The sequence below is a fragment of the Mycolicibacterium rhodesiae genome (genome assembly GCF_002086695.1).
Lineage (GTDB): Bacteria > Actinomycetota > Actinomycetes > Mycobacteriales > Mycobacteriaceae > Mycobacterium > Mycobacterium rhodesiae.
The window spans coordinates 62,429-79,806 of record NZ_MVIH01000021.1 but is presented as its reverse complement, the minus strand read 5'-3'; the positions used below and the strand labels follow the sequence as shown (position 1 = coordinate 79,806).

Here is a 17,378-nt window from a genome sequence, read left to right as displayed (position 1 = left end):
CGCAGGGGGCACCGCCGCCTCCTCCCCCCGGCTATCCGGCTCCCTCGTACGGCCAGTATCCCGGCGGCTATCCGCCCGCTCCGCCGCAGCCGTATGCGGGTTACGCGCCACCGCCCACCGGCCCCCGCAACGGCCTGGGCGTCACCGCCCTGGTGATCGCGATCGTCGCACTGCTGTCGTCGTTCTCGGTGGTCGGCGGCGTCATCCTGGGCATCGTGGCGGTGATCATCGGCTTCGCCGGTCGCAGCCGTGTCAAGCGCGGTGAAGCCAACAACGGCGGCGTCGCGCTCGCCGGTGTCATCCTCGGTTTCCTGGCGATCATCGTCGGCCTGGCGTTCATCGCCGTGTGGGTCGGCGTGTTCAAAGAGGTCGGCGCCACCGACTACATCGACTGCCTGCAGAAGGCAGGCCAGGACCAGCAGCAGGTTCAGCAGTGCGCCGACGAGTTCAAGCAGTCCGTGGAGAACAAGTTCAGCGTCACCTTGACGCCGACTCCGTAGAGGGCAGCTCCCGTCGCCGGGGCCAGAACTCCAGCGAGAGCAACACCACCAGAAGCGGTAACACCTGCCTCAGCGACAGCAGCACGTATCGGCGATCGCCGAGGGCGTGGAACTTGCGCAGGTACCGGTACAGCGACTCCAACGCGATCAGCGAGTCGCCCATATGGATCGCCGTGTAGAAGAACGCGCTGAGCGCTCCCCGCTGCTTTTCGTTGAAGATCTCCGGGAACGCCGCAAATGCCAGTGAAAGGCGTTGCGCTCCTTGCGCTTTCATCGCGTTGATCATGTCGACGGACAGCCGCTCGTCGATGCCGTTCGGGGCCCCGCGGCGCCGCCACGGGACGTCGAGGGTGATGTCGGTGCCGCCACCGGCGACCGCGTAACGATGAAATCCCTGCACCCGGCCCGTCCGGTCGCGCGCGATGATCAGCAGGATGCCGGGATAGCGACCGGTCAGCGTGCCGTCGAGAATCATCGAGAAGCCGCGCTCGGTGCGCGACCCTTTGGCCGACGACAGCAGCACGTCGGTGAGCTCGGCCAGCCGACGCTCGTCGAGTTCGCATTCGGCGACGATCTCGGTGCTGATCCCGAAATTGTGGGTGCGCTGCACCGCCTGACGCAGGTTGCGGAACTTACGGCCCACCATGTCGAAGGACGGCACGTCGATCACCACGTCGCGCCCGATCGGGACCGGTCGCAGGGTCTGCCCGATCACCGCGGGATCGCGCCACAGCCCGAGCCTGAGCTCGCTGCAGCCCAGGACCACCACCCGCCAGCCGTGGGTGTGGCACATGCCGGTGAAGTCGCCGACGAGCTCCTCGAAACGGCGTTCGTCACCGATCGGGTCACCACTGACCACGGCGTAACCCAGCCGGGTGCGGTAGGCGACCGCGGCCGTGCCGTCGGCACTGAAGAAGTAGCTCTTGAGGTCCTGCATCGCGAAGGGCGCCACCGGGTCATTACTGGTCGCGTCGACAAGGGCCCACACCCTGGCCAGCTGCGACGGATCCGGTCGCGCGGTCGTCGGCCACATCAGCAGCAACCCGGAGGACGCGATCAGCACGTCGCCGGTGAGGTCGAAGGCCAGCAGGTGGGCGGCGAAACCGGCAAGCACCGAGATCGCGGCCGCGATCGCATGCGCTGCGGTCACCGGCCGGCCCAGGAAGATGCCCCGTGCGATCAGGGCGACGGCGGCCAGGATCGTCAGTGACCAGGCGACGCGGCTGTCGGCATGCCAGTGGGTGTGGTGGCGGTGCGCGCGGATCATCAGCACGGTGAGCCAGCTCGCGGCGATCAACAACGCCAGCGCGCCAACCCAGCGCGCGGCCAGGGTGTCGACATTCACGACAACCCGTTCCCTGGCGCGCAAACGCTGCGCTACCCGAACCGGCGGTTCGGTCACGTGACCGACGATACCCCGTCTATCAGGCATTTCCGGGGAAGTGCTTGACGATGCCCTCCTGCGTGACGGTGGCCACCACGTCGCCGGTCGGGCTGAAGAAATGGCCGCTGCCCAAGCCGCGCGATTCGGCGGCGGCCGGCGAATTGGTCGAATAGAGGACCCAGTCGGAGAAATCGACCTGGCGGTGGAACCACAGCGAATGGTTGACCGTGACGGCGAAAATGCGATCCCAGCCCCACGAGAGTCCATGGGTGGTGATGATCGAATCCAGGATCGTGGTGTCGGAGGAGTAGATCATCGCGGCGGTGTGCAGCGTCGGGTCATCCGGCATTGCGCCATCGGCCTTGAGCCACACCTGATTTCCGGTGAGTAAGCCGCCCTTTTCGCGCATGATCCACGACGGGTCGTTGGTGTAGCGCCACTGGATGGGGCGCAGCGCTTCGACGAATCCGGGCACCACTTTCTCGTACCCGACGAGAAGGTCGTCAATCGTCGGCAGCGTCTCTGGGGACGGCAGATTGGGCATCGGGGTGTTGTGTTCGAGTCCGCTTCCCGCCGAAATGTAGGACACCAGAGCGGTGGCGAGCAGCGTGCCGTTCTGGATGGCGTCGACGCGCCGGTTCGCGAACCGCCGCTCGTCACGCAACCGGACGACGTGGTATTCGATGTCGGCGGCCGGATCTCCGCCTGCGATGAAGTGCACCGACAACGCGCTCGGTGCGATCTCGTGACGCAGTGTGCGGGTGGCCGCCACGAACGCCTGCGCCATCAGCTGTCCGCCGAAGGTGCGCGGCGGGTTCTTGTGCGGATGCGCACCGACAAACACGTCGTCGCCGACTGGAGAGAGATCGAGAATGGCCAGCAGCTCATTGAGGTCCGCGTTGGCCAAGAGTTCTCTCCCCTAGTGGTCGTCCTCCCCGATGCGGTGGACATGGATCAGGTTTGTCGAGCCTACTGTGCCCGGCGGAGCGCCTGCGACGATGATCACCAGGTCGCCGCGCTTGTAGCGGCCCAGCTCCAGCATCGAGCGGTCGACCTCGCGGATCATGTCGTCGGTGGTCTCCATGTGCCCGACGATGAAGGTCTCGGTGCCCCAGGTCAGGGCCAGCTGGCTGCGCACCTCCGGCAGCGCGGTGAACGCCAGCAGCGGCAGCGGGGTGTGCAGCCGGGCCAGCCGCCGCACGGTGTCCCCGGACTGGGTGAACGCGACCAGAGCCTTGGCGTCCAGGCGCTCACCGATATCGCGAGCGGCATAGGAGATGACGCCACGCTTGGTGCGCGGGACGTGGGTCAGTGGCGGTGCCGCCGTCGAGTTCTCCTCGACGGCACTGATGATGCGCGCCATGGTCCGCACCGCCTCCAGCGGATACTTGCCGACCGACGTCTCCCCGGACAGCATGACCGCGTCGGCGCCGTCCAGCACGGCGTTGGCGACGTCGGAGGCCTCGGCCCGGGTGGGCCGGGAATTCTCGATCATCGACTCGAGCATCTGCGTGGCCACGATCACCGGCTTGGCGTTCTCGCGGGCCATCTGGATGGCCCGCTTCTGCACCAGCGGGACCTCTTCGAGCGGCAGTTCGACGCCCAGGTCACCGCGGGCCACCATGACGGCGTCGAAGGCCAGCACGATCGCTTCGAGGTTGTCGATCGCCTCCGGCTTTTCCAACTTCGCGATCACCGGGACGCGACGGCCGACCCGGTCCATCACCTCGTGCACCAGCTCGACGTCGGCCGGTGACCGCACGAATGACAGCGCTATCAGGTCCACGCCTAGGCGCAGCGCGAACTCGAGGTCCTCGATGTCCTTCTCGGACAGCGCAGGCACCGACACGTTCATGCCGGGCAGTGACAGGCCTTTGTTGTTGCTGACCGGGCCGCCTTCGGTGACCGTGCACACCACGTCGTCGCCGTCGATGTGTTCGACGACGAGCGCGACTTTGCCGTCGTCGACCAGCAGCCGGTCGCCGGGCTGAGCATCCCGGGCGAGGTTCTTGTAGGTGGTCGACACCCGGTCGTGATTGCCCTCGAAGTGCTCGACAGTGATCCGCACCGTCTCACCGTTGGCCCAATACGTCGGACCGTCGGCGAAGCGGCCCAGCCTGATCTTGGGTCCCTGCAGGTCGGCGAGGATCCCAACAGCACGCCCGGTCACATCGGAGGCCTGGCGAACCCGCTTGTAGGCCGCCTCATGGTCGACATAGTCGCCGTGGCTGAAGTTCAGGCGGGCCACGTCCATGCCCGCGTCGACCAAAGCTCTCACCGACTCATCGGTGCTGGTGGCCGGACCGAGCGTACAGACAATCTTCCCGCGTCTACTCACGACGCCTCAGCATAGTCGCGGTTCATGGGCATCTCGACCGATACAGATGGCGGCGGCACGCTATTCACTCAGCCGACGGCCAATGGCAATTGGTGCGGCCGTACCGGCTCCGGGAGATCCGACTCACCCATGAGATACGCATCGACCGCGTGGGCGGCGGCGCGCCCCTCGGCGATCGCCCACACCACCAGCGAGGCGCCGCGGTGGGCGTCGCCGCAAACAAAGACGCCGGGCGCGTCGGTCTGCCAGTCCGATCCGCAGCTGATCGCCCCGCGCGGGCTCAACGCGACGCCGAGGTCGTCCAGAAGTGTCATGTGTTCGACACCTTCGAAGCCGATCGCCAGCAGGGCCAGATCGCACGGAATCTCCATCGAGTCCCCGACCGGGGTGATGACCCGCCGCCCGTCGACCCGCTCGACCTTCACCTCGGCGATCTCCAACGCGCGCAGATTGCCCTCGTCATCGCCGATGAACCGCTGAACTGCGACCTGATAGTGGACGGTGCCGCCCTCGGCGTGCGCGGGCGACGTGCGCAGGACCAGCGGCCAGGTGGGCCACGGCGTCAGCTCGTCGTTGCGGACGTCCGGTGGTTGCGGGTTGTAGTCCAGCTGGGTCACCGATGCCGCACCCTGGCGGTGTGCGGTGCCCAGGCAGTCGGCTCCGGTGTCGCCACCGCCGATGATCACCACATGCTTGTCCTTGGCGGACAGCGGCGACGGCCCGTCGCCCTCGCACTCCCGGTTGGCGGGCACCAGATGCTCCATCGCCAGGTGGACGCCGGCCAGATGACGGCCCTCGACGTCGGTGTCGCGACCGCGCAACGCACCGACGGCCAGTACGACAGCGTCGAACCGGTTGCGCAGCTCCTCGACCGAAATGTCGACGCCGACTTCGCATTCGGTGACGAAGCGGGTTCCCTCGGCGCGCATCTGGGCCAACCGCTGGTTCAGCGTGGCCTTCTCCAGCTTGTACTCGGGGATCCCGTAGCGCAGCAGACCACCCAGGCGGTCGTCGCGTTCATAGACGGTGACGTGGTGACCGGCCCGGGTCAACTGCTGGGCTGCGGCCAGGCCCGCGGGCCCGGAGCCGACGATCGCGACGTTGCGGCCGGTGCCGATCGCGGCGGGCTGCGCCTCGACGATGCCGAGCCGCCAGGCCTGGTCGGCGATGGTGTTCTCGATCCGTTTGATCGTCACGCTGCCGCCGGTCTGCTCCTCGCTGATCGACAGCACACAGGCCGCCTCGCACGGCGCCGGGCACAGGCGGCCGGTGAACTCCGGAAAGTTGTTGGTGGCGTGCAGACGTTCGCTTGCGGCGTCCCAGCGGCCGCGACGCACCAGATCGTTCCATTCCGGGATCAGATTGCCCAGTGGACATCCCGCAGTTCCGGAGTGGCAGAACGGGATTCCGCAGTCCATGCAGCGGCGGGCCTGCTGAGCCACCTCAGCGGCGCGTTCCTGGGGGTTCTGACGTTCGTACACCTCGCGCCAGTCACCGATCCGCTCGTCGACGGTCCGCTTGGCGGCCTCGATCTTCGGAACCTTCAGAAATCCGGTGGGATCAGCCACGTGTCGCCTCCATGATCGCGGTGTCCACGTCACGCCCCTCCGCCTTGGCCATCCGGGTGGCTTCGAGCACCTTCCGGTAGTCCGTGGGCATGATCTTGGTGAATTGTGCGCTGCGCCTTGGCCAGTCCGAGAGCACCGAGCGGGCCAGCGTGCTACCGGTGCACCGAGCATGGCGAGCAACGATGTCGTGCAGCCATTCCAGGTCGTCGGGGTCCGGGGCGTGCAGCTCGACCATCGCCGTGTTGACCATGGCCGGGTCAAGACCCAGGACGTAGGCGATGCCGCCGGACATGCCGGCCGCCATGTTGCGTCCGGTGCGGCCCAGCACGACGACGCGCCCGCCGGTCATGTACTCGCAGGCGTGGTCCCCGACACCTTCGGTCACCGCGAGCGCACCGGAGTTGCGGGCGGCGAACCGCTCACCGACCCGGCCGCGTAGGTACACCTCTCCCGAGGTCGCCCCGTACAGCAGGGTGTTGCCGGCGATCACGTTGTCCTCGGGCAGGAACAGAACGTCGTCGGGCGGCCGAACTATCACCCGGCCACCGGAAAGTCCTTTGCCCACATAGTCGTTGGCGTCGCCGATCAGATCGAGGGTGATGCCGGGCGGCAGGAACGCGCCGATGGACTGACCGGCCGAGCCGGTGAGCGTGATGTGGATGGTGTCATCCGGCAGGCCCTGTGCTCCGTAGCGCCGGGTGACCTCCGAACCCAGCAGGGTGCCGACGGTGCGGTTGACGTTGCGGACCGGAAGTTCCAGCCGAACCGGGTGGGCGTCCTCCAGTGCGCCCTCGGCCAGCGCGACCAGGGTCTGGTCGAGAGCATGCTCGAGGCCGTGTTCCTGATCCCGCATCCGACGTCGCTGCGGCAACGCACCGCCGTGCGCGTCGGTGGGCACCGCGAAGATCGGGCTCAGGTCCAGGCCTTTGGTCTTCCAGTGCGCCACCCCGCCGTCGGTGTCGAGCACCTCGGCGTGGCCGACGGCCTCGTCGATACTGCGGAAGCCCAGCTCGGCCAGCATCACCCGGACGTCTTCGGCGATGAACCGGAAGAAGTTCTCGACGAACTCCGGCTTGCCGTTGAAACGTGCTCGTAGCTCCGGGTTTTGGGTGGCCACCCCGACCGGGCAGGTGTCGAGGTGGCAGACCCGCATCATGATGCAGCCGGCAACCACCAACGGCGCGGTGGAGAAACCGAATTCCTCGGCGCCGAGCAGTGCGGCGACCATGACGTCGCGGGCGGTGCGCAGTCCGCCGTCGCACTGCACGGTGATCCGATCGCGAAGCCCGTTGAGCACCAACGTCTGCTGAGTGTCGGCCAGGCCGATCTCCCATGGCGCCCCGGCATGCTTGAGGCTTGTCAGCGGTGCCGCGCCGGTGCCGCCGTCGTATCCGGAGATCAGTACGACGTCGGCGTGCGCCTTGGACACCCCGGCCGCCACCGTGCCGACCCCGACCGAGCTGACCAGCTTGACGTGGATCCGGGCCTGCGAGTTGGCGTTCTTGAGGTCATGGATCAGTTGCGCCAGGTCCTCGATGGAGTAGATGTCATGGTGCGGCGGGGGTGAGATCAGGCCCACCCCGGGTGTGGAGTGCCGGGTCTTGGCGATGTTCGGATACACCTTGAAGCCGGGCAACTGCCCACCCTCGCCGGGCTTGGCGCCCTGGGCCATCTTGATCTGGATATCGGTGGCGTTGACCAAATAGTCACTGGTGACACCGAACCGGCCGGAGGCCACCTGTTTGACGGCGCTGCGCCGGCGCGGGTCGTAGAGCCGGTCTTCGTCTTCACCGCCTTCACCGCTGTTGGAACGCCCGCCGAGGTTGTTCATGGCGATGGCCATGGTCTCGTGGGCTTCCTGCGAGATCGAGCCGTAACTCATGGCACCGGTGTTGAAGCGGGTGCAGATGGCCTCGACGGACTCCACCTCGTGCAGCGGAACCGATGGTCGCAGACCCTTCTTGAAGCTGAACAGGCCGCGCAGCGTACCGCCCTCACGGGACAGCCGGTTGACTTCCGCGGAGTACTTGGCGAACACCTCGCCCTGTCTGGTCCGGGTCGAATGCTGAAGCAAGAAGACCGTTTCCGGGGTGAACAGGTGCAGTTCGCCCTCGCGGCGGAACTGGTATTCGCCGCCGACCTCGAGGCGGCGATGCACCCGCTCGGTGGGATTCTCCGGGTAGGCCCGGCGGTGCCGCAGCTTGACCTCGTCTGCCAGCACATCTAGTCCGACGCCGCCCAGTTGGCTGACCGTGCCCGTGAGGTATTCGTCGACCACATCCTTGGACAGCCCGATGGCCTCGAAAGCCTGTGCGGCCGTGTAGGACCCGACGGTCGAGATGCCCATCTTGCTCATCACCTTCATGACACCCTTACCGAGCGCCTTGAGGTAGTTGCGCACCGCGGTGCCCGGGTCGATGCCGGTGAGTTCGCCTTCGCGGATCAGGTCCTCGATCGACTCGAACGCCAGATAGGGGTTGACCGCTGCCGCCCCGTACCCGATCAGCAGCGCGATGTGGTGGACCTCGCGGGCGTCACCGCTTTCCACCACCAGCGCGACCCTGGTGCGCTGCTTGGTCCGGACCAGGTGGTGGTGCACGGCGGCGACCGCCAGCAGTGACGGGATCGGGGCCCGGGTGTGGTCGGAGTCGCGGTCGGAGATGACCAGGGTGCGTGCGCCTTTGGCGATCGCGTCGGACGCCCGGTGGCGAAGCTCCTCGATGGCCTCGGCCAGGCCTTCGCCGCCGCGCTCGACGTCGTAGAGCGCCTTGAGGACGGCTGCCTTGAGGCCGGGCTGCTCGCCGTCGTCGTTGATGTGGACGATCCGGTTCAGCTCGTCGTTGTCCAGAACCGGCCAGTGCAACTGGATCTGGCGGCACGAGGCGGCGGTGGGTTCCAGCAGGTTCTGCTCGGGGCCCATGACCCGGGCCATCGAGGTGACGATCTCCTCGCGGATGGCGTCCAGCGGCGGGTTCGTCACCTGTGCGAACAGTTCGACGAAGTAGTCGTAGATCAGCTTGGGGCGCTGGGAGAGAACGGCAACGGGGGTGTCGGTGCCCATCGACCCGAGCGGCTCTTGGCCGGACGCCGCCATCGGGGTGAGCATGATCCGCAGGTCTTCTTCGGTGTAGCCGAATGCGACCTGGCGCCGCACCACCGATTCATGGTTCGGCGAGACTCGGGTCCGGGCCGGCAGGGTCGCGAGATCGAGCAGACCGGCGTGCAGCCATTCCGCGTACGGCGCCTCGGCGGCGAGTTGGCCCTTGATCTCGTCGTCGCTCACGATCCGCCCGGCGGCGGTGTCGATCAGAAACATCTTGCCCGGCTCGAGGCGCCCCTTGGCCACCACTTCGCCCGGCGGAATGTCCAGCACACCGCTCTCACTGGCCAGGATCACCCGGTCGTCGATGGTGCGCCACCACCGGCCGGGCCGTAAACCGTTGCGGTCCAGGACCGCTCCCACCACGGTGCCGTCGGTGAATGTCACGCAGGCCGGTCCGTCCCACGGCTCCATGAGCGAGGCGTGGTACTGACAGAAGGCGCGGCGGCCCGGATCCATGGAGGTGTTGTTCTCCCACGCCTCGGGGATCATCATCATCACCGCGTGCGGCAGACTGCGGCCACCGAGGTGCAACAGCTCGAGCACCTGGTCGAAGGACGCGGAGTCCGAGGCGTCAGGGGTGCAGATCGGCGAAAGCCGGCTCAGGTCACCGGGAATCATGGCGCTGGCCAGCATCGCCTCCCGGGCGTGCATCCGGTTGCGGTTACCCCGCACGGTGTTGATTTCGCCGTTGTGCGCCACGAACCGGAAGGGGTGCGCCAACGGCCAGGACGGAAACGTGTTGGTGGAGAAGCGGCTGTGCACGATCGCGATCGCGCTGCGGCACCGTTCATCGCGCAGATCGGGAAAGTATTGCGGCAACTGCATTGTCGTGAGCATGCCCTTGTAGGCGATGGTGCGGCTGGACAGCGACGGGAAGTAGACGCTGTCGGCCCCTTGCTCGGCGCGCTTGCGCAGCGGGTAGACCAGCCGGTCGAGGTCGATCCCGCCGGCCCGGTGGCCGTTCCGTTCGGGAGCCGCCACGAACAGCATCGACATGTACGGCATGCAGCCCAACGCGGTGGTGCCGACTTCGGCGCCGTCAGGGTCGACCGGCACGGCCCGCCACCCGAGGACCTCCAGACCTTCCTCCTCGGCGATGGCCTCGACCCGGCCGATTGCGGCTTGTCGAGCGAACGGGTCAATCGGCAGGAAGCAGATGCCGGCGGCAAAGGTGTTGCAGCCGTTGGCTGTTGGCGCGGGAAGATCGAATTCCGCGACAGCGGAGAGCAACTCGACCGGCAATTGCAGCAGGATTCCGGCGCCGTCACCGCTGTTGGGCTCCGCGCCGGCGGCACCGCGGTGCTCGAGGTGTTCGAGTGCCGTCAGTCCGTCGGCGACGATCTGGTGTGACCGTCGACCCTGGATGTCGGCCACCATCGCCACACCGCACGAGTCGGACTCGTGCCGGGGGTCGTAGAGACCCTGCGCTTCGGGAAGTGCCGAGAACAGCATTCCACGCTCCTCCGCGGTCGGTCATGCGGCGGAAAGCTGGTGTGCGCGATGCGCGTGGTGAACGGCCTTACCGCAGTCTGACGTGTGATGTCTGGGACTGCACCGGCCCGATGATTTTCAGTTGTGAGTGTAGCAGCGCGGTGTGGGCCTCACTGCCCAATTAATGTGGGCACCAGCGGGAAGCCGGGCAGGTTCCGGATGACCGTCCAGGTGATCGCAGCGACGGCGATCACGCTGATCGCCGACAGCGGAAAGGCCCGCTCCCCTCGCCGGATCCGCCATATCGCCCAGACCGCCAGTAGGGGCAAACCGACCAGCAGGAACGCGTTGTCGACGACCGCCGCTGCGATGTCGCCGTGCAACAGGTCGTGGGTCATCCGCAGGCCACCGCACGCCGGGCAATTCCAGCCGGTGAGCAACCGGAACGGGCACGGCGGAAACAGGGAGCCGGGCCGGTGCGGGTCGACGATGCCGACGTAGGTGAGCGCACCGATCCCCAGCACACCCGTAGCGGCCCCGGTGTAGAGCCGGGTTCTGCGACGGTGGGCGACGCTATCCATCACGCAGGGGGCGTCCCTGCGGGTCACGCACCTTGTCGGTGAGGATCATGACGCCGTCGATGATCCCCCAGATGACCGCGCCGATGCCGCACGTGACGAGCCCGACGAGCAACTGGGCGATCCCGAGGCCGGTGTAGCCGAGATAGATGCGGCCGATCCCCACCAGTCCGAACAGTCCGAGCAGCTGCAGCAGCCCGGCGACGATCTTGGATTTGTCCGACAGGGGTTCACCGGTGACCGGATGGCGGCCGAACGGGGCCGAAGGGTCCACGTAGCCACCCGGACCCGGATACTGCGGCGGCATCGGGTAATTCGGCGGGGCCTGGTAGTTGGGCGGCGGTGCGCCCTCGGTGCCTCCGAACTGCGGCTCAGTCATGCCCACAGCATGCCAGAGCGGGGCCAAACCCAGAAGAGGATAAGTTTTACGGATACGTCAGTTAATCGGGCGTCGGGCCAATAAGGTCTCGGGTCATGAATCGCTGCGTCTCGATCGCACTCGCCGCGCTGACCGCCGGCACCATGACGATGGGTCTCGGTTGCGGGACGGCGGAGGCCAGTTGCGCATCGGTGTTCGGCTTCGGCAACAGCGCCCAGTGCACCAGCAGTCCGACCACGATTGCGGTCGCCCTCGGGTCGGGGGCGTCAGCCCGCGCCGAGGGCGGCCTCGGCGCCGCGCTGGCTCTCGGCGACGGGGCCTTCGCAGGCGCCTTCGGCTGGTTCGGGTCGGCGACTGCCCTCGGCAACGGCAGTAAAGCGGTCGCCACCAGCCTGGGTCTGGCGCTGTCGGCCGGGCCCGGTGCCGACACCCATGCCGGCGCTGCGCCGACGGAGGTGTTGAACCTCGCGGTCTCGATCGGAAGCTCCAACGCCGAAGCATTGGGCGTTGGCAATGTCGCGCTGAACCTGTTCGGCGGCGGGTCGGAGGTGTTGAGTTTCGGGAACGGCAATGCCGCCCTCAACACCGGCGACCAGAGCTTTGTGCACGCGTTCGGCACGTTCAGCAGCGCGAGCAATCTCGGGACGTACAACGCGTTCGTCACGACGACGCCTCAAGGCACGGCGAACTCGGTTCTCAGCGTGTTGGGCTCGAACAACAAGGTGCAGGCGGGCGACGGCCCCCTGGCACTGGCCGGGGCGTTGTTCACCAGCAACCAGTTGCTGCTGAAGTCCGGACCTGGCATCAACATCAACGGTGTCACGGCAGGCGGTGCCGCCGCCACCCCGCCGGCCACCGCGACGGGTGCGAAACACACTGCGGCCAAAGGGCTTGCCGGCAGCAAGAGAAAACCCGCGGCTAAGTGAGCGGTTTGAGCTCCTGCAGCAGGGTCGGCACCAGCTCGCTGACGGTCGGGTGGATGTGCATGGTGCGCGATATCGCGGTGTAGGGCTTCTTGGCGGACATGATGTCGAGGATGGAATGGATGACCTCGTCGCCGCCCACCCCGAGGATGGCCGCGCCGAGGATCTCCTCGGTGTCGGCGTCGACCACGACCTGCATGAAGCCTTGCGTCTCACCCTTTTCCACCGCCCGTCCGACCCTGGTCATCGGCCGTCTGCCGACCAGGGCCCGACGGCCGGACTTTCGCACCTGGTCGACGGTCATGCCGGCCCGTCCGAGTGGCGGGTCGATGTAGAGGGCGTAGGTCGGCACCCGGTCGCTGACCCGGCGCGGATCGTCGTCGAGCAGGTTGGCCGCGACGATCTCGAAGTCGTTGTACGAGGTGTGGGTGAAGGCGCCCTTGCCGTTACAGTCCCCCATCGCCCAGATGTGCTCGGCGCTGGTACGCAGTTGGTCGTCGACGACGATGTAGCCGCGGCCGTCGACCTCGACACCGGCCCGGTCCAGGCCGAGGTCGTCGGTGTTGGGTTGGCGACCAACGGCCACCAGCAGGTGTGAACCGGCGATGGGCTCCGCTCCGTCGGATGGAATCACTTCGAATCCGTTGTCGCGCTTGGTGAATCGCAGACCGGATGCGCCGGTGACGACGGTGATGCCTTCGGCCGTGAGGATGTCCTCGATGGCGGCGGAGACGTCCTCGTCCTCGCGCGGCGTGAGCCTTGGCCCCCGTTCGAGCACGGTGACCCGAGCGCCGAACCGGCGATACATCTGGGCGAACTCCAGCCCGATGTAGCTGCCGCCGACGATCACCAGATGGTCGGGAATCGTGTCGAGTTCCAGGATGCCGACGTTGGTCAGGTAGTCGATGTCGGCGAGGCCCGGCAGCTCTGGCACCACCGCCCGGCCGCCGACGTTGAGGAAGATCCGGTCGGCTGTCAGGACCTCGTCCCCGACGCGGATGGTGTGCGGATCCTCGAAGCGGGCATGGCCGCGGATCAGAGTGCAGCCCGGCATTCCCTCGATCCACGATTCGACGCCACTGCGGTCGCCCAGCACGATTCCGTCCTTGCGCGCCTTGACTTTTGACATGTCGACCGACACGTCACCGGTGGACACCCCGTAGTCGGCTCCGCGACGGGCGGTGTGGGCGGTGTGCGCGCTGGCGACCAGGGTCTTGGTCGGTATACAACCGGAGTTGACGCACGTGCCGCCGACGAGTTTGCGTTCGATCACCGCGACGGTCTGACCGGCGTCCGTCAGTCGTCCGGCCAAGGGCGGCCCGGCCTGCCCCGCACCGACGATGATCGCGTCGAACCTCACAGGAAACTGACCAGGTAGGCAACCAGGAAGCCGCCGCCCACTGCGATCACATCCTCGCCGATCGCCACCGGCAGATCACGACCCCCGTTGGCCGCCACCAGCCGTGAGCGCGCCTCGTAGCCACCGAGGGTGCCGAGCACCGCTCCGATGATGCCTGCCCCGAGGGAGCTGAACGTGTGGAAGAACGCGCTGCCGATCACCGCGCCGGCGAAGGCACCGGTGAGCAGCCGGGTCAGAAACTGCGCGGTGGTCTTGCGGCTGGGCGTTTTCGGCAGCTGATCGGTGACCAGTTCGACGAACAACAGGACCGTCAGCACGGCTACGGTGATCCAGCTGCCCACCCACTCCGACCATTTGTCGGTGACGTCGATCCACCCGAGAAAAGCGCCCCACGCCACGACCGCGGGGGCGGTCAGCGCGCGGAGTCCGGCGATCACGCCGATCAATAGAGCCAGCAACAGAACGAGAACGTGCGTCATGACGGTCCTTTGGGCCGGTGGCAACTAAAGGGACGCTAACATGCAGCCGCCGCAGGGGCGGGCCAACCTCAGAAGCGGCAGAACCTGATATCGGAGGCCAGAATCGCCTTGGCCCCGATGGCCGCAAGCTCATCCATGATCGCGTTCACCTCGCGGCGCGGAACCAGGGCGCGTACCGCTACCCAGTCCGGGTCGGCCAGCGGCGCGATCGTTGGTGACTCCAGTCCGGGGGTGACCGCGGTGGCGCGCTCGAGCACCGAACGCGGGCAGTCGTAGTCGAGCATCAGGTACTGCTGGCCGAACACCACACCCTGGACGCGGGCCGCCAGTTGGTCGCGTGCGGCCCGGTTGGAGTCGTCACCGTTGCCGGCCCGTTCGATCAAGACGGCTTCCGAATCACACAGCGTCTCACCGAAAGCCACCAGATCGTGCAGCCGCAATGTCCGGCCCGAACCGACCACGTCGGCGATCGCATCGGCGACACCGAGCTGGATCGAGATCTCGACCGCCCCGTCGAGACGGATGACGGTGGCCTCGATTCCCTTGCTCGCCAAGTCTTTCCGAACCAGATTGGGGTACGCGGTGGCGATGCGTTTGCCCGCCAGGTCGGCGATTGTCCAGTCCCGGCCTGCCGGTGCGGCGTACCGGAAGCTGGATGAGCCGAAGCCCAACGCCAGCCGCTCGGTCACCGGGGCGTCGGACTCGGCGGCCAGATCACGGCCGGTGATCCCGAAGTCGAGCTGCCCGGAGCCGACATAGATCGCGATGTCCTTGGGCCGCAGGAAGAAGAACTCGACGCCGTTGGCCGGGTCGATGACGGTGAGGTCCTTGGGGTCGGTGCGCCGTCGGTAGCCGGCTTCCGAGAGGATCTCGGCAGCGGATTCGGACAGTGCCCCCTTGTTGGGGACGGCAACGCGCAACATGGCAGCCACCTAGAGCTTCCGGTAGATGTCGTCGAGGGTCAGGCCGCGGGCGACCATCATCACCTGCGTCCAGTAGAACAACTGGCTGATCTCCTCGGCCAGCGCCTCGTCGGATTCGTGCTCGGCGGCCAGCCATACCTCACCGGCTTCTTCGAGGATCTTCTTGCCGAGGGCGTGCACACCGCCGTCCAGCGCGGCGACGGTGGCGCTGCCCGCCGGTCGGGTGCGGGCTCGCTCCCCCAGTTCGGCGAACAGTTCCTCGAAGGTCTTCACGGCCTGCGATTGTTCCATGCGGGCACAGCCGCCGTCACGGCGGTTTCCGGTCGGCCACTAGGCTGGCGTCTCGTGCGAGGATCCCGGCCACTGTTCGTCCTGGGCGCCGCCGTCGTGGCCGTGGCCGGCTGCTCCAATCCGATCATCACCACCAAAGAGACCAGTGAGCAAACAGCTCCGCCATCGGCTGCCACGAGTTCAGCGCGACCCAGCAATGACAAATTGGTCAACGCCTTCGACTTCTACACCAGGACCGACGACGTTCGCTCGGGCTACTACTTCACCAGCCCGAGCGGCAGCTGGCGCTGCGTGATCGTCCCCCGCACCTGGGTCGGGTGCCAGTCGAGCTCGGGGACCGGCCGCATCGGCGTGACCGGTGCGCCGGATACGGTGACCGACGCCGACGGGCAGGGCGTCGCGCCCAACTCGATCACGGTGTCCACGCAAGGGGATCCCGAGTTCGCCTCGGTCCCGGCCGACCAATTCACCCAACCAACGGGCACGCCGAAGACGTTGCCGTTCAACAAGATTCTCGCGGCCGCCGGATTCCGCTGCAATATTCAGCAGCAGACCGGCATCTCGTGCCTGAGCGAACAGACCGGCAAGGGATTCACGTTTTCCAACACCGGGGCGAGCTGGCAGTACACCGACGTCCCCTGATCACGGGCTAGCCGGAGCGCGCCGGCTTGTCCTCGTGCAGGACTTCGGCGTGCATGTCCTCGAGCGAGACACCCTTGGTCTCCATGACCCACTTCCACACGAACAGTCCCGACAGCACCGCACACAAGCCGTAGAACCCGTATGCCAGGCCGAGGTGGTCACGCAGGCCGGGGAACGTCACGGTGATAACCCAGTTCGCCGCCCACTGTCCCGCCGCAGCCAGTCCGAGAGCGGCCGCACGGATGCGGTTCGGGAACATCTCGCCGAGCAGGACCCAGACGACCGGACCCCAGGACATGCCGAACGCCACCACGAAGAGGTTCGCGGCAATCAGCGCGATGACCCCGGATGCGCCCGGCAGGTTCGGCTTTCCATCCACCAGAGTCGCGTTGGCGAAGATCACGGCCATCGTGATGAGGGTGACGGCCATGCCGGACGAGCCGATCAACAGCAGCGGCTTGCGGCCGATCTTGTCGATCAGGGCGATGGCGATCAGGGTGGTCGCGACGTTCACCACCGACGTGATCACCGTGTAGATGGCCGACTGGTCGGCGTCGAAGCCCACGGCCTGCCACAGCACATTCGAGTAGTAGAAGATCACGTTGATGCCGACGAACTGTTGGAAGATCGACAGTCCCAAGCCGACCCAGACGATGCCGTACAGGCCGCCGCTCGGCTTGCGCAGATCGCGCCACGAGGGCTTGTCCTCCCGCTCCAGGGTCTCGCGGATGCGGCTGATGGTGATCTCGAGGTTCTTCTCACCCAGCAGCATGCTCAGCACTCGGCGGGCCTCGGGAATCTTGTGGCTGGCCACCAGATACCGCGGCGACTCGGGGATGGTGAACGCCAGCGCGCCGTACAGGACCGCGGGGATCGCCATCGCCAGGAACATCCACCGCCAGGCGTCGAGGTGCAGCCACAGTTCCTTGTTCGGACCACCGGCGGCGTGCTGGAGAAGCCAGTTCACGACGAACGACAGAAAGATGCCGGAGACGATGGCCAGCTGTTGCAATGACCCGAGCCGGCCGCGGATTCGAGGCGGGGAGGTCTCGGCGATGTACGCGGGCGCGATCACCGAGGCGATGCCGACGCCGATGCCGCCGACGATCCGGAAGATCACGACCGTCGTCACATTCGGCGCCAGCCCGGTGCCGATGGCGCTGATGAGGAAGAACACCGCCGCGATCTTCATCACCGAGATGCGGCCGATGCGGTCTGCGATTCGGCCCGCGGACATTGCACCGGCCGCGGCTCCGAGCAACGCCGATGCGACGGCGAAGCCGAGCTCGGCGTTACCGATGCCGAAGTCTTCCTGGATCGAGTCGACCGCACCGTTGATCACCGCACTGTCGTAGCCGAAGAGCAGACCACCCAGGGCGGCTACCGAGGCTATCCGAACCGCGGTGCCCCCCGAGGAGAAGTCTTCGTCCTCGAGTCCTGTCGGTGTGTCGCTGGTGGGTCCTTGGCCAGCCATGAGGC

The 17,378-nt window shown here is 67.0% G+C and carries 14 protein-coding genes and 1 pseudogene; 3 read left to right on the top strand and 12 right to left on the bottom strand.

The window, feature by feature from the left end:
• A partial coding sequence (locus BST42_RS26295; protein ID WP_083122651.1) for a DUF4190 domain-containing protein occupies positions 1-500 on the top strand: 500 nt, incomplete at its 5' end.
• On the opposite strand, the gene BST42_RS26290 is transcribed toward BST42_RS26295, so the two are convergent.
• From BST42_RS26290 to BST42_RS26260, 7 genes and pseudogenes are all read right to left on the bottom strand, one after another.
• Positions 478-1,902 (bottom strand): MprF family protein, encoded by a 1,425-nt coding sequence (locus tag BST42_RS26290; RefSeq protein ID WP_110918792.1) that lies wholly within the window; start codon positions 1,900-1,902, stop codon positions 478-480. The two genes, BST42_RS26295 and BST42_RS26290, sit on opposite strands and share 23 nt — an antisense overlap.
• A 22-nt stretch (positions 1,903-1,924) precedes the next feature.
• The gene (locus BST42_RS26285) at positions 1,925-2,791 is read right to left on the bottom strand and encodes an acyl-CoA thioesterase (RefSeq protein WP_083122634.1); all 867 of its coding nucleotides are present in this window, start codon (positions 2,789-2,791) and stop codon (positions 1,925-1,927) included.
• 12 nt (positions 2,792-2,803) lie between these two features.
• Complete coding sequence (pyk, locus tag BST42_RS26280; RefSeq protein ID WP_083122633.1) at positions 2,804-4,222, bottom strand: pyruvate kinase; 1,419 nt, start codon at positions 4,220-4,222, stop codon at positions 2,804-2,806.
• 68 nt (positions 4,223-4,290) lie between these two features.
• Complete coding sequence (locus BST42_RS26275) at positions 4,291-5,790, bottom strand: glutamate synthase subunit beta (protein WP_083122632.1); 1,500 nt, start codon at positions 5,788-5,790, stop codon at positions 4,291-4,293.
• Positions 5,783-10,345, bottom strand: coding sequence for a glutamate synthase large subunit (gene gltB / locus BST42_RS26270; RefSeq protein ID WP_083122631.1), 4,563 nt, complete (start codon positions 10,343-10,345; stop codon positions 5,783-5,785). The genes BST42_RS26275 and gltB overlap by 8 nt, the downstream gene beginning before the upstream one ends.
• 149 nt (positions 10,346-10,494) lie before the next feature.
• Complete coding sequence (locus BST42_RS26265; protein WP_083122630.1) at positions 10,495-10,905, bottom strand: DUF2752 domain-containing protein; 411 nt, start codon at positions 10,903-10,905, stop codon at positions 10,495-10,497.
• Positions 10,898-11,292: pseudogene (locus tag BST42_RS26260) on the bottom strand (NINE protein). Before BST42_RS26260 ends, BST42_RS26265 begins: the two are co-directional and overlap by 8 nt.
• 84 nt (positions 11,293-11,376) lie before the next feature.
• On the opposite strand from BST42_RS26260, the gene BST42_RS26255 reads away from it, so the two are divergent.
• A complete protein-coding gene (locus BST42_RS26255; RefSeq protein ID WP_083122628.1) occupies positions 11,377-12,207 on the top strand; it encodes a hypothetical protein in 831 nt (276 codons plus the stop codon).
• On the opposite strand, the gene BST42_RS26250 is transcribed toward BST42_RS26255, so the two are convergent.
• From BST42_RS26250 to BST42_RS26235, 4 genes are all read right to left on the bottom strand, one after another.
• Entirely contained in the window at positions 12,200-13,564 is a 1,365-nt protein-coding gene (locus BST42_RS26250; RefSeq protein WP_083122627.1) for an FAD-containing oxidoreductase, read from the bottom strand. The two genes, BST42_RS26255 and BST42_RS26250, sit on opposite strands and share 8 nt — an antisense overlap.
• Complete coding sequence (locus BST42_RS26245; RefSeq protein WP_083122626.1) at positions 13,561-14,043, bottom strand: DUF4126 family protein; 483 nt, start codon at positions 14,041-14,043, stop codon at positions 13,561-13,563. The genes BST42_RS26250 and BST42_RS26245 overlap by 4 nt, the downstream gene beginning before the upstream one ends.
• 68 nt (positions 14,044-14,111) lie before the next feature.
• A complete protein-coding gene (gene hisG, locus BST42_RS26240) occupies positions 14,112-14,966 on the bottom strand; it encodes an ATP phosphoribosyltransferase (protein WP_083122650.1) in 855 nt (284 codons plus the stop codon).
• Between the two features lie 9 nt (positions 14,967-14,975).
• Positions 14,976-15,257, bottom strand: coding sequence for a phosphoribosyl-ATP diphosphatase (locus BST42_RS26235; protein ID WP_083122625.1), 282 nt, complete (start codon positions 15,255-15,257; stop codon positions 14,976-14,978).
• Between the two features lie 54 nt (positions 15,258-15,311).
• Between BST42_RS26235 and BST42_RS26230 the strand changes: the two genes are divergently transcribed.
• Entirely contained in the window at positions 15,312-15,899 is a 588-nt protein-coding gene (locus BST42_RS26230) for a hypothetical protein (protein ID WP_110918791.1), read from the top strand.
• 7 nt (positions 15,900-15,906) lie between these two features.
• Here the strand turns inward: BST42_RS26230 and BST42_RS26225 are convergent, their stop codons facing one another.
• Positions 15,907-17,373 (bottom strand): sugar porter family MFS transporter, encoded by a 1,467-nt coding sequence (locus tag BST42_RS26225; RefSeq protein WP_083122624.1) that lies wholly within the window; start codon positions 17,371-17,373, stop codon positions 15,907-15,909.
• Positions 17,374-17,378: the final 5 nt, after the last annotated feature.